The 12,444-nt window shown below is 68.0% G+C and carries 12 protein-coding genes; 7 read left to right on the top strand and 5 right to left on the bottom strand.

The genetic code is table 11. The features are described 5' to 3' along the window. Positions 1-28: 28 nt before the first annotated feature. From NNW99_RS18735 to NNW99_RS18725, 3 genes are all read right to left on the bottom strand, one after another. Positions 29-1,321 (bottom strand): MFS transporter, encoded by a 1,293-nt coding sequence (locus NNW99_RS18735; protein ID WP_215120292.1) that lies wholly within the window; start codon positions 1,319-1,321, stop codon positions 29-31. A 149-nt stretch (positions 1,322-1,470) separates the two neighbouring features. Then, complete coding sequence (locus NNW99_RS18730) at positions 1,471-2,202, bottom strand: 2OG-Fe(II) oxygenase (RefSeq protein WP_215120291.1); 732 nt, start codon at positions 2,200-2,202, stop codon at positions 1,471-1,473. Between the two features lie 39 nt (positions 2,203-2,241). After that, a complete protein-coding gene (locus NNW99_RS18725; RefSeq protein ID WP_215120290.1) occupies positions 2,242-3,861 on the bottom strand; it encodes an ABC-F family ATP-binding cassette domain-containing protein in 1,620 nt (539 codons plus the stop codon). A gap of 559 nt (positions 3,862-4,420) precedes the next feature. Here NNW99_RS18725 and NNW99_RS18720 point away from each other — a divergent pair. From NNW99_RS18720 to NNW99_RS18710, 3 genes are all read left to right on the top strand, one after another. Then, the gene (locus NNW99_RS18720) at positions 4,421-5,425 is read left to right on the top strand and encodes a ThiF family adenylyltransferase (RefSeq protein WP_215120289.1); all 1,005 of its coding nucleotides are present in this window, start codon (positions 4,421-4,423) and stop codon (positions 5,423-5,425) included. A 106-nt stretch (positions 5,426-5,531) separates the two neighbouring features. Beyond that, on the top strand, positions 5,532-6,857 hold the full coding sequence (locus NNW99_RS18715; RefSeq protein ID WP_215120288.1) for an ABC transporter substrate-binding protein: 1,326 nt from the start codon (positions 5,532-5,534) through the stop codon (positions 6,855-6,857). Between the two features lie 9 nt (positions 6,858-6,866). Then, positions 6,867-7,613: a class I SAM-dependent methyltransferase gene (locus NNW99_RS18710; protein WP_215120287.1), complete on the top strand. Its 747-nt coding sequence runs from the start codon at positions 6,867-6,869 to the stop codon at positions 7,611-7,613. Between the two features lie 99 nt (positions 7,614-7,712). Here the strand turns inward: NNW99_RS18710 and NNW99_RS18705 are convergent, their stop codons facing one another. Beyond that, the gene (locus NNW99_RS18705) at positions 7,713-8,414 is read right to left on the bottom strand and encodes a DUF5324 family protein (RefSeq protein WP_215120286.1); all 702 of its coding nucleotides are present in this window, start codon (positions 8,412-8,414) and stop codon (positions 7,713-7,715) included. A gap of 352 nt (positions 8,415-8,766) precedes the next feature. On the opposite strand from NNW99_RS18705, the gene NNW99_RS18700 reads away from it, so the two are divergent. After that, entirely contained in the window at positions 8,767-9,294 is a 528-nt protein-coding gene (locus NNW99_RS18700) for a peptidylprolyl isomerase (RefSeq protein ID WP_215120285.1), read from the top strand. A 115-nt stretch (positions 9,295-9,409) separates the two neighbouring features. Beyond that, complete coding sequence (locus tag NNW99_RS18695; RefSeq protein WP_215120284.1) at positions 9,410-10,300, top strand: rhomboid family intramembrane serine protease; 891 nt, start codon at positions 9,410-9,412, stop codon at positions 10,298-10,300. A gap of 255 nt (positions 10,301-10,555) precedes the next feature. Here the strand turns inward: NNW99_RS18695 and crgA are convergent, their stop codons facing one another. Continuing rightward, positions 10,556-10,810 (bottom strand): cell division protein CrgA, encoded by a 255-nt coding sequence (gene crgA / locus NNW99_RS18690; protein ID WP_215120283.1) that lies wholly within the window; start codon positions 10,808-10,810, stop codon positions 10,556-10,558. 139 nt (positions 10,811-10,949) lie between these two features. Between crgA and NNW99_RS18685 the strand changes: the two genes are divergently transcribed. Together NNW99_RS18685 and NNW99_RS18680 are read left to right on the top strand one after the other, a co-directional pair. Beyond that, positions 10,950-11,732 carry a DUF881 domain-containing protein gene (locus tag NNW99_RS18685; protein WP_215120282.1) on the top strand — a complete coding sequence of 261 codons (783 nt, stop codon included), beginning with the start codon at positions 10,950-10,952 and terminating at the stop codon, positions 11,730-11,732. A gap of 21 nt (positions 11,733-11,753) precedes the next feature. Then, entirely contained in the window at positions 11,754-12,431 is a 678-nt protein-coding gene (locus NNW99_RS18680) for a class E sortase (protein ID WP_215120281.1), read from the top strand. The last annotated feature ends 13 nt before the right edge of the window (positions 12,432-12,444 follow it).

Raw genomic sequence — 12,444 nt, 5'->3', positions numbered from 1 at the left:
TCCTTTTGCATGCCGGTCGGGCAGCGGGTCAGGCGGTGCTCACGGGCTCGGCCTCGTTCACGTCGTACGTGCCCAGGTGGCGGTTGAGGACGACCCAGGCGATGGAGGTCGCGAGGCCGCAGGACGCGATGACCAGGGCGGTGGTGGGGCTGAGGAACTGGGAGACGGTGCCGCCGACGATCGCGCCGACGGGCTCGAAGCCCAGCGTCGTGAAGCGCATCGCGGAGGTGACCTGGCCGATCATGTGCGTCGGCGTCACCATCTGCTTGATCGTCTCGCTCATGACCAGGTTCACGACGATGGCGAAGCTCCACAGGAACATCCCCGCGGCCACGGCGAGGAACCGCAGGAGGGAGGAGTCCAGCAGTCCGGAGCCGGGGACGAGGAAGGCGCCGACGGTGGGCACGACCAGGGACAGCACGTAGAGCAGCCGGGTCCGCACCCTGCTCATGAACGCGGAGGCGGCTGTCGCGGACAGCACGCCGCCGAGCCCGCCGGCCGCGCTCGCGAGGCCCACGAGGAGCGGGCTGAAGCCCAACTCCTTGACCACGTAGAAGGTGTAGACGGCGAAGAACATCGCGGTGAAGAAGTTGAAGTGGGCCGCGGAGACGATCACCGGTCGCAGGATGGGGTGGGAGAAGGCCCAGGTGAAGCCGGTCAGGGCGCCCTTGACCGTCTCCTGCTCCGGCTGCTCCGACTGTTCGGACTGCTCCGGCTGCTCGGACTCCTGCTCCGTGGTCTCCGCGCCCTTCTTCGGACCGTCTCCGGACCCCAGCAGCAGCACTGTGCTCGCGACATAGCTGCAGACGTCGGCGACCAGGGCCATGGGCGCGCCCAGCGCCTGGACCAGGAGACCTCCCAGGCCCGGTCCCGCGACCTCGCTGACCGCGGTGCTGCCCTCCATATACGAGTTGATCTTGGGGAGTTGACGGCGGTCGAAGGTCAGCACCATGTGCGAGGACAGCGCGGAGTCGTACAGCAGGGTGAGGGCGCCGACCAGGAAGACGGTCGTGAAGAGCAGGGGGATGCTCAGCAGGTCCAGGGCGTAGGCCACCGGGATCATGCCGATCAGCAGCAGGCGCGCGATGTTCGCCGTCACCATGACCGACCTGCGCGGATAGCGGTCGGCGGTCATGCCCACCCACAGCCCGAGGAGCAGCACGGCCAGCGACTCGGCACTGCCGAGCAGACCCATCTCGAACGCGGAGGCGTCGAGGGTTTCCAGGGCGAGCAGCGGGATGATGACCACGCTGGCCTGGGTACCGAACAGGGACACCGTCTGGGCGGTCCACAGGTTTCTGAAACTGCGGTCTTTGAGCACGTCGGACTCCTGGCGGCACGCCGCTAGATCTGATGAGAACGGTGGCGGACGTCACCGCACGGCCCCGCCGGTGGCGGCCGGAGCCGTGCGGGGATCAACAACCGGCCGCCAAAGGCTCGTTGGGGCGGGCCGTCGTCCGTGAGCGGCCGCTACTTGGCCGTGCCGAAGTGTACGGCGATGGAGTAGCGCACCCAGGACTGCGAGCGGATCGCGCACACGCTGTGGTGGTAGCCGGGGTTGATCCGCAGAAGCGCCACGCGGCCCTGCTCGGGCTGCGTGGCCAGGGCCGCGCCGCTGGGCGCCTCCACCACGAGTTCACCGCCGTCGCCCGCGGCCCAGCCGGGGGAGAGGAAGAAGACGAGGCCGAAGCGCCGGTCGTCGAAGGTGTCGGAGTGGCGGCGCAGATAGTGGCCGGCCTCGTACTTGGCGATGTCGGCCGAGCGGAAGGACACCCGCTCGCCGAAGGCCTCCGAGAACGCGTCGGCCACATCGGTGCTCTTGAGCGCGGAGATGAAGGCGCGGATGCCGAGGGCGTCCCGGGGGATGTCGCGCAGACAGCCGCTGCGCGAGAAGCGCCGCTCCGGGGGAGCCTCGGTGAACTCGTCCTCGCCGCACGGCTTCACGTTGTCGTCGGGGGTGAGCAGCCAGTGCTCCGTGGCCCAGGTCGGCAGCGCGGCCAGTTCGGAGACGAGGGGGTGTGTCATGTCCGGGGGCATCAGAGGCAGGCTGGTGGCCGGGGCGTCGCTTCCGGGCCGCAGCAGGCCGAGTGCTTCCCGTGCGGGGGCCGCGGTGAGCAAGTCGATCGTCTTGCCGTGAAAGGCGATCGCGGCGTCCCTGCTCATGTGGTCCATGACGGAAGCGGTCTGCGCCGAGTCCTGCATTGTGCCTCTCCTTCGGTCGGTAGGGGCCACGCCAAGGGGTCAGCGGGCCCTGGTCACCCGGTTCTCGTCCCACACCGGTTCCTGCGTCTGCGCCACCTCGCCGTCGGAGCGGAAGAGGAGGTAGCGGTTGAAGGAGCTCGCGAGCCAGCGGTCGTGGGTGACCACGACGACCGTGCCGTTGAACTCCTCGATGGCCTGCTGCAGCGCCTCGGCCGAGACCAGGTCGAGGTTGTCCGTCGGTTCGTCGAGCAGGAGCAGCGTCGCGCCGCCGAGCTCCAGGAGCAGGATCTGGAAGCGGGCCTGCTGTCCTCCGGAGAGCGTCTCGAAGCGCTGGTCCGCGGCGGCCGCCAGTTCGTACCGGGAGAGCATGCCCGCGGCGGCCCCGCGGTCCAGGCCCTCGCGGATGCCCTCGCCGCGGCCCATGATCTCCACGAGGGTCCTGCCCACCCACTCGGGGTGTTGGTGGGTCTGGGTGAAGAAGCCGGGTACGACCCGGGCGCCCAGCCGCCAGGAGCCGGAGTGGTCCACGTCGAGGCCGGCCAGCAGCTTCAGCAGGTGGCTCTTGCCGGAGCCGTTCGACCCCAGCACCGCGACCCGGTCTCCCAGGTAGATCTCCAGGTCGAACGGTTTCATGAGCCCGGTCAGTTCCAGCCGCTCACAGGTGATGACGCGGGTTCCGGTACGGCCGCCCGTCAGCCGGGGGACCACGCGCTGCTCGCGGGGCAGCTCGGGCGGGCGGCCGGCCTCCTCGTACTTGCGCAGCCGGGTCTGGGCGGCGCGGTAGCGGGGTGCCATGGCGGCGCTGATCTTGGCCTGTTCGCCGAGGGTGTGCACCAGGTCCTTGAGCCGCTCGTGCTCCTCGTCCCACCTTCGGTGCAGCTCGGCCAGGCGTTCGCGCCGTGCCTGGCGGGCTTCCTTCCAGCCGGTGAAGGAGCCGCCGTGCACCCAGGTGCTGCGGCCTTCGAGGGCGACGACCTTCGTGGCGACGTTGCCCAGCAGGGCCCGGTCGTGGCTGACCAGCAGCACGGCTTTGTCGGTGGTGCGCAGCTGCTCCTCCAGCCAGCGCTTGCCCGGGACGTCCAGGTAGTTGTCCGGCTCGTCGAGGATGAGCACCTGCTCGCGCCCGCGCAGCAGCGCCTCCAGGACGAGGCGCTTCTGCTCGCCGCCGGAGAGGGTGTTGACGTCGCGGAAGCGGGCGCGGTCGAAGGGCATGCCGAGCGCCGCGGTGGTCACCACGTCCCACAGCACTTCGATCTCGTAGCCGCCGGCCTCGCCCCAGGTGCTCAGCGCCTCGGCGTACCGCATCTGCGTGGCCTCGTCGTCGCGTTCCATCAGCTCGAGTTCGAGGGCGTCGATGTCCGCCGCGGCCGCGGCGATGCGCTCGGGGGCGGCGGCCAGCAGCAGATCGCGCACGGTCGACTCGTCGCGCACCGAACCGATGAACTGCGGCATCATCGCCAGGCCGCCCTGCACATGGACGGTGCCCGCACGCGGCTTGAGGCGCTTGCCCGCGACGTTGACCAGGGTGCTCTTCCCCGCGCCGTTGTGGCCGATCAGCGCCGCGACCTCCCCTGCCCCCACGGAGAAGCTGACGTCTTCGAACAGTGTTCGCCCGTCGGCGAGATTGCAGCGGACACTGTTGAATTCAAGGAATCCCATGATTCTGAGCTTCGTTCTCTCGCTTTGGAAGATGCGCGGCGTGCGGTGCGGAATTTAATGCTCCGGTTTTAGGTGGTCCGCCCAAGGGGTCCACTACCCCGCACCGGTGGCTCTTCAATCCCCCTGTTGCGCGGCGTCAAAGGCGTTCACGCGTTTCACGGATCCTGCCTGGCCAGCACCTCGAACACAAGGGGAAGAAATGTCCGTGTTGCTAACGTTGAGCATGCTTTGCGGTGAAAAATAAATCCGGCTGAGAGATGCTTGACAAGCGGCTGTCGGAATGGTGAAGCTTCCTGACGTCAGAGCAATTCAGTTCCGCTGCACATGAGGAGCGACAGTGAACGAGAACGTTGCTGAGTCCGCAATTCAGGTTGCCTCGCAGGAGCAGGATGACATCTTCTTCATCGAGGAGATGGACGTGGCCGACGCCGCTCAGGTGATGGTCCACCGCTGTTGACAGTGTGAGCGGGGGTGCGGCTTCGGTAAAACGGAGCCGCACCCCGCTCCGTGCATCCCTGAGTGGTATCCGCTTTCTGCCCCGAGGATGTGTTCGCGCGCTATGCGTGTATGGCTGAACCCGGCCTGGCAACTGGAATCGGCCGACGGCACGGTGACGTTCCAGGGTGAGAAGAAGAAATACGTTCTCGATGACAGCAAGGGCACGGTCAGCCGGCTGCTGGAAACCCTTGAGGGCGGCTGTGAGAACGAGGCACTCGAAGCGCTGACGCGCGGCGATTCCGCATGCGCGGGCCTTGTCGAAGCCCTGCGGAAACGCGGCCTTCTCATCGAGTCGCCCTCGGGCCCCGCGGGCGACGACAGCGTCCATGCCCGGCAGTGGGGGCATCTGGCCCTGCACACCTACCGCCCTGACGAGGCACAACGCCGTCTCTGTGGCGCCAAGGTCATGGTCATGGGCGTCGGCGGCACCGGCAGCGTGATCCTCCAGCACCTCATCGGAGCCGGCGTCGGACGCTTCGTCCTCGTCGACGCCGACAAGGTGCAGCTGAACAATCTGAACCGGCAGTTCACCTTCCCCAGGGCGGCCGTGGGCGAACCCAAACTGGAGGCGGCCCGCGGCTATATCCATGAACGGGTGCCGGACGCCGACGTCTCGCTCGTCGACCGGTTCGTCCGATCACCCGAGGAAATCGGCGAAGTCCTGGAAGCACACGCGGACGTGGATGTCATCGCCGTCTGCATCGACCAGCCGATCGGCAGTATCTCCGATGCGGTGGCCGAATCCGCCTGGGCTCGGAATACGCCGTCGATATTCGGCGGTGTGGGCATGCAGCGGGGCTTCTACGGTCCGCTCTTCGCCCCTGGCCGATCAACGGTCACCCCCGGGCAGCTCGCCTTTCCGGTACGCGCCGACATCGCGCCGGAGAATGACGCCGGGAATCTTCGGAGCACGCGCTATTCCTTCGGCCCCAACAACACCATCATCGGTGCCTGGATGGCCGCCGCGATCATTCATCACCTCGCGGGCATCACCGAACTCGTCGAATACGACGTGCGGAAAATCATTGACTTCGAAACCGGTCATATCATCGCCCAGGCTCAATAAGCGGTCGCTCGGCATGCCGTGGTCAAGGATTTGAGCGGCTGTACCTCGCCCTAGCGGCACGGTTCGCGCCAAAAACGCAGCAGTATCGCGCCAAAGGGGAAGCGGCATGTCCAAGCCGATCCGAGTGGAAACGGACCTGATTCCGTCGGGCCTCTACGGCGCGGCCGACGACTGGACCGGCCTGACGATCACGCGCCAACTCGCCCGCCCGCTCTTCGTGGAAGGCCCCGACCGCACCCTGCGGCCGGGCCTGCTGCACAAGGCGCTGCGGCTGGACGAGAAACGCTGGGACTTCGCACTGCGGCCCGGTGCGGGCTGGTCCGACGGCCGGCCGATCCACGCCCGCGACATCGCCCGGCACATCGCGGGAGTCGCCAAGCAGGCCGGCCCCTTCGCCTGGCTCGTGTCGCTCATCGAGCGCATCCAGCCCCTCGACCCCGACCGGCTGCTGCTGACCACCCGCCACCCCGTCGGCGATCTGCCCGCCCTCCTGGCCAACCCCGTCTTCGGCCCCCGGCACCCCGACCCGGCCGTCACCAGCGGCGCCTACACACTGGCCGAAGGACCACCCGGCGAAATCCGCCTGCGGGCGACCGGCCCCTGGCCCGATGTCACCTACGTGCTGTCCTCCGGCGCCGAGCACGGGCAGGACCTCTACGACCGAAGAGCCGTCGACATCACCTGCCCGACGACCTTCCCCGTGCCCCGATGGGCCCAGCGCGCCGACTACCCGGACCTCCAGGTCGACGACCTCGACATCGCCGTCGCCCTGCTGCCACCGAGCGGCATGACCGCGAAGCACAAGCGGGCCGTCGCGGCCGCCCTCGACCGCCGGGATCTGTCCCGGGGACTGCACGGAGCCCTCAGCCCGCTCGACTCCTTCACCGGACTGTGGGACCCGCACCGGAGCGTCGCACCGGCCCGCGCGGCACACGAACTGTTCCCGGCGGCCGGGCGCACTCCCGTCCGTCTGGTCTTCCCGGACTTCTCACCGAACCGGGAGACGGCCCGCATCCTGGCCGAGCAGATCGGCGAGAACACCGGACTCACCCTCCGGCCCGAGGCCATCGACTACCGGGCCTATCTCACCGAGCTGCACACCACGTACCGCGAAGACTTCCGTCTCGTGCTGATGGCCTCGCCCTGGCCCGACCCGGTCGCCCTCCTGCTCCCCTTCACCCGCCGTCCGGCGGAGCAGCTCCCCGGCGGACCCGCGTCCGCGTTCAAGGACACCGTGCACCGGGCCCTCGCCGCGGACGACCTCCAGGACCGGCTCGCCCACTGCGCCCGGGCCGAGCGGGTGCTGAGCGAGACCGGCGAGATCTGCCTCTTCGGACGGCTCAGGTCGGCCGCCCGGCTGCGCGTGAAGAACTACGTCAGCCCGCCGTCCGGCTGGGCCGACCTGTCGGTGTGCGAACCCCCGCAAGACTGAGGACGGGCGATGGCAAAGATCAATTACCTCAAGGTCAACGAGCAGTACTGGGACTCCAACAGCGAGCTGTACCACGATGCCCACCCCGAGCACTTCGACGCCGAACGGCATCCGTCCTGGGGGATCTGGCACCTCCCGGAGAGCGACCTCAAGATCTTCACCGACGACCTCCCGGCCGGCTCCCGGATCATCGACCTGGGCTGCGGCATCGGGCACGACACCACCGGATTCGCCCGCGCCGGATACGAGGCCTACGGAGTCGAACTCTCCTCCGGCCAGCTCTCGCGCGCCCTCGGCGAAGGGGCCGCGGGCTTCGTCCAAGCCGCCGCGGAGCGCCTGCCGTTCCGTTCCGGAGTCTTCGACGCGGCCTTCTGCGACCATGGCGCGTTCGACTTCTCCCCGCCCCACCGCCTGCTCCAGGAAGCCCACCGCGTGCTCCGCCCCGGCGGCGTCCTAGGCCTGTGCACCTACTCCCCGCTGCTGCAGATGTGCTTCGACAACCGGAGCGGCACGGTGGGCGAGCGCCTCGCCAACCCCTACGGCGACGCCCGGATGAAGTACGGCGGTGATGTGGTTGTCTTCCACTCCACCTACGCCCAGTGGATCGACATGTTCCGGGACTGCGGATTCTCCATCGAACGACTGGTGGAACCCCTGGCCCCGGTCGGCGGCGCCACCTACTTCAAGGAAGCCCTCGACCGGAACTGGGCGGAGAGGTGGCCGGCGGAGGTGGTGTGGAAGGTGCGCAAGGTCTGAGCCTGGGCTTGTTTCACGTGAAACAGCACGGCGGGGCGGGAGACTCGCAAGGTCAGCCCTTGAGTCTCCCGCCCCGCCGTGCTGTTGCCCCGGCGGCCGTCAGGAACGGTCGTCGCGCTGAGCGGCCTCTTCCTCGGCCTGCTTGGCCTCGACCTCCGGGTCCAGGACCGACTGGCCGCTGCCGTCCACGGAGGACAGCCGACCCGACTCGGGCACCTCGGTCGCGGCGGGCGGTTCCACCAGCCAGTCCGGGTTGGCCTGCTTGTCCCACCACTTCCAGGCGGCGAAGGCACCCCCGGCGAGGGCGCCCAGAATCGCCAGTGTCTTCAGGGCACGGCCGGCCCTCGCCCGCCGTTCCTGCTTGCGGACCAGCTTCTGGATCTCCTTGGCCGAGACCTGACCGCGCAGCGCGGCCATGGCGGCCACACTCCGGGCGGCTGCCTCGGTCGTGACGGGTCCGGCCGCGGCCATCGCCTGCTCAAGCCTCGGCCGGGAGTAGTCCGCCGCCTGCTTTGCGGCCTTGCGCGTACGGACGGCGGCTTCGTGGGCGGCCTGGTCGACCTTCGGCGGCACATGCGTACGGGCCTGCTCCAGATACGGCTGCACATGGGCGCCGTACTGAACGCGTGCCTGTCCGGCGGCCTGGGTCACCTTGGGCGCCAGCCGTACGCGTGCCTCGTGTGCGTAGTGCGTTGCCCTGTCCTTGGCCGTGTCGGCGTAGGGCGCCACCACTTCCGCGGCGTGCAGCACGCTGTCCTTCGCCGAACCGGTCGCGGCGCGCACGCTGTCGATGCGGGTCACGGGTTCCTCCTCCTCGGTGGCGTACGGTATTTCGACTTTCCACCCTTTTACGGATCATGCCTCCGGGTGCGCCGCCAGGCATGCGCGGACGCGCATCCGGGTCACGGGAATCGGCCCCGGGCCATCTCGGGTCGTCAGCCGATCACGTGCAATAGCGGATGAATCGGGGGCAACAGGAGCTTGTCGTCGACAATGCCACGGATCGCTGCCCCGTGCCCCCGCCCCGGGACTACTCGACTGGTTTCCGCAACCGAACCGCCCGGTTTCCCCCCGGCGAACGGAGGTCAGGCGACGTGGAGCCCCGTCCATGCGAGGATCAGGGAGTCACGGAAAGACAACGGAAGGCAGGATCGTGGCTGAGCAGCTCTACGCCACCCTGAAGACCAACCACGGCGACATCGAAGTCCGGCTTCTGCCGAACCACGCCCCCAAGACGGTCAAGAACTTCGTCGAGCTCGCCCAGGGCGAGCGGGAGTGGACGCACCCCGAGACCGGGAAGAAGTCCACGGACAGGCTCTACGACGGTACGGTCTTCCACCGGGTGATCAGTGGCTTCATGATCCAGGGCGGTGACCCGCTGGGCAACGGCACCGGCGGTCCCGGTTACCAGTTCGAGGACGAGTTCCACCCGGACCTGCGCTTCGACAAGCCCTACCTGCTGGCGATGGCCAACGCCGGCCCGGGCACCAACGGCTCGCAGTTCTTCGTCACCGTCTCCCCGACGGCGTGGCTGAACCGCAAGCACACCATCTTCGGCGAGGTCACCGACGCGGCGAGCCAGAAGGTCGTGGACACCATCGCCACGATCCAGACGAACCCGCGCACCGACCGCCCGCTCAACGACGTGGTCATCGAGTCGGTCGTCATCGAGACCCGCTGAGCACGAAGGCCCCCACAGGGGAACCAATCGCCCCGCTCATCCGTAAGGATGGGCGGGGCGGGGCTTTGTCCACCACGGCCTTGCCCACGACGGCTTTCACGACCTAGGGGATCTCATGGACGACCAGGCTGCGGGCAGCCCGCAGGACGCCCACAGCGTCCCCATGTGCTACCGCCACCCGGACCGCGAGACCGGCATCCGCTGCACCCGCTGCGAGCGCCCGATCTGCCCCGAGTGCATGATCAACGCCTCCGTCGGATTCCACTGCCCCGAGTGCGTCCGCACCGGCTCCGGCACAGGGCACGCGCCCACGGCCGCCATGCCCCGGACGATCGCGGGCGGCACCATTGCCTCCGACCCCCGGCTGCTGACCAAGATCCTCATCGGTATCAACCTGGCGGTGTTCATCGCCGTCCAGGTCCGCGAGTCGATCCTCACCGACATCGTCCTGCTCGGCGCCTGGCCGCCGGCGCCCTTCATGCCCACCCAGGGCGTGGCGGGAGGCGAGTGGTACCGCATGGTGACCTCGATGTTCACGCACCAGGAGATCTGGCACATCGCGTTCAACATGCTCAGCCTGTGGTGGCTCGGCGGCCCCCTCGAAGCGGCCCTCGGCCGTGTCCGCTACTTCGCGCTCTACATGGTCTCGGGTCTCGCGGGCAGTGCCCTGGCCTATCTGCTGGCCTCTCCGAACACGGCCACGCTGGGCGCCTCGGGCGCGATCTTCGGCCTCTTCGGCGCCACGGCGGTGCTGATGCGCCGGCTCAACTACGACATGCGGCCGATCATCGCGCTGCTGGCGATCAACCTGATCTTCACCTTCAGCCCGGGCTTCAACATCTCCTGGCAGGCCCACATCGGCGGTCTCGTCGCCGGTGTCGTCCTCGGATACGCCATGGTCCACGCCCCCCGTGCGCACCGCGCGCTGGTGCAGTACGGCACCTGTGCGCTGGTCCTCGGTGTGGTAGTCCTGCTGACCGTTCTGAGGACCGCCCAGCTCAGCTGAGCGTGATGTTGTCCACAGCGGGTGGCGAATCTTGTGCATGCGGTGCGGGAACACATGTGCCCCCTGTCACTGACCTGCGTTTCCGCAGGTCAGGCAGGGGGCGAACAGGTTTTCGAGCTGCGGTACTTCCGTCGTACCGGCGTCAACACTCAACGAGTTATCCACAGATCGTCTTTCTTTTCCACCTGTGGATAACCGCTGTGGATAACTCAGCGAACAGCCCTGGGCAGAGCTGGGTTCAGCGTCCGGCGAGTGCTACTTCCACTGTGTGGAGACGCCGAATCCGGCGGCGATGAAGCCGAAGCCGACCACGATGTTCCAGTTGCCCAGGGAGTCGATGGGCAGCGAGCCGTCGGTGACGTAGAAGACGACGATCCAGGCCAGGCCGATGAGGAACATGGCCAGCATGACGGGCGCGACCCAGGAACGGTTGGTCAGCTTGATCGCCGTTGCCTGCTTCGCCGGCGGCGGCGTGTAGTCGGCCTTCTTGCGGATACGTGACTTCGGCACGAGGGTCTCTCCTGTCGATGCGCTGCGTGGCCGCGCAGGGATCTGGGTCTGGCTCGGGGCAGCGTAAGGGGACTCTGAGTGCTCCCCCGGTCGTCCGTTAGCGTAGTGCTTCCGTGGCGCCGAAGGAGATAAGGGTACGTTGAGCAATTCTGCCGACTCCCCCGGGACGGGATCCACCCCTGAGCGCGCGCGCCGCTTCCGGCCCGTGCGCATTCTCACGGCGGCCGTCTTCGCTCTCGCGGGTCTGATCTTCTTCACCAGCTTCAACACCGCCAAGGGCACCAACATCCGTACGGACAGCTCCCTGCTGAAACTGTCCGACCTCATCCATGAGCGCAGCCGGGAGAACGGCGAGCTGGACGAGACCAACGGAACCCTGCGCCAGGAGATAGAGGCGCTCGCCGAGCGGGACGACGGCAGCTCCAAGGCGGAGGACCTCAAGCTCGCCGCCCTGGAGCAGCGCGCGGGCACCCAGAAGCTCAAGGGCGACTCGTTGACGGTCACCCTCAATGACGCCCCGCCGGACGCCACCGCCAAGCTCCCCGGCTACCCCGAGCCGCAGCCCGACTTTCTGGTCATCCACCAGCAGGACCTCCAGGCCGTGGTGAACGCGCTGTGGCAGGGCGGGGCCAAGGGCATCAAGGTCATGGACCAGCGGCTGATCTCCACCAGCGCGGTGCGCTGCGTCGGAAACACCCTGATCCTCCAGGGCCGCGTCTACTCACCGCCGTACAAGATCACGGCGGTCGGGGACCCGGACAAGCTGCAGCGGACGCTCGCGGCGTCCCCGGCGATCCAGAACTACATGGTCTACGTCAACGTCTACGGGCTCGGCTGGAAAGTCGAGGAGAACGGGCCGGTGACTCTTCCCGGCTACTCGGGCACAGTGGATCTGCATTACGCGAAGCCCGTGGAGCAGTAGCCAGGCCGGGGGGAGCCGCCGGTGCGCGTGATCGTCAGGACCGTCAGCGAACTCTGCGTCACCGTCGGCAGCGTGATCGTGCTGTTCGTCGTCTATGTGCTGTTCTGGACCGGTGTGAAGGCCGACCATGTCATGGACGACCAGATCGAGCTGCTCGAGCAGGAGTGGTCGAAGCCCCGTCCGCCGGCCGACGGCACCGCCGCGGGCCCGCAGAAGCCCGGGCCCTACGCCCAGGGCAGGCCCTTCGCGATCATGCACATCCCGCGTCTTGGTTTCACGTGGAACAAGCCCGTGCTCGAAGGCACCACCACCGGCACCTTGAAGAAGGGCCTCGGGCACTACGCGGACACCGCCCGGCTGGGGCAGAAGGGGAACTTCGCGGTCGCCGGCCACCGCCGCACCTACGGCGACCCCTTCAAGGACTTTCCCAGGCTGCGGCGCGGCGATGCGGTGGTGCTGACCGACGGCACGACATGGTTCACGTATCGGATCGACAAAGGCCCGTACAAAACAGTGCCCTCGGACATCGAGGTGATCGACCCTGTTCCACGTACTTCCGGGTACACGCGTCCGGGCCGGTACCTGACGCTGACGACGTGCGAACCGGAATGGGGTCACAGTCATCGGTTGATCGTCTGGGCGCACCTGGACTCCACCCAGCCTGTGGAGGCCGGGAAACCCGAGGCGTTGCGCCGTTAGTCTGGTGGCTGTA

This window comes from Streptomyces sp. CRCS-T-1 (assembly GCF_024442335.1).
Taxonomy (GTDB): domain Bacteria; phylum Actinomycetota; class Actinomycetes; order Streptomycetales; family Streptomycetaceae; genus Streptomyces; species Streptomyces koelreuteriae.
Note: the sequence above shows the minus strand (reverse complement) of the source record. Positions and strands in the feature narration are given on the sequence as shown.

Coding starts and splice junctions, on each gene's coding strand:
- NNW99_RS18715 (WP_215120288.1), top strand. CDS start 5,532: ATGTCCAAGCCGATCCGAGTGGAAACGGACCTGATTCCGTCGGGCCTC.
- NNW99_RS18730 (WP_215120291.1), bottom strand. CDS start 2,202: ATGCAGGACTCGGCGCAGACCGCTTCCGTCATGGACCACATGAGCAGG.
- NNW99_RS18720 (WP_215120289.1), top strand. CDS start 4,421: ATGCGTGTATGGCTGAACCCGGCCTGGCAACTGGAATCGGCCGACGGC.
- NNW99_RS18725 (WP_215120290.1), bottom strand. CDS start 3,861: ATGGGATTCCTTGAATTCAACAGTGTCCGCTGCAATCTCGCCGACGGG.
- NNW99_RS18710 (WP_215120287.1), top strand. CDS start 6,867: ATGGCAAAGATCAATTACCTCAAGGTCAACGAGCAGTACTGGGACTCC.
- NNW99_RS18695 (WP_215120284.1), top strand. CDS start 9,410: ATGGACGACCAGGCTGCGGGCAGCCCGCAGGACGCCCACAGCGTCCCC.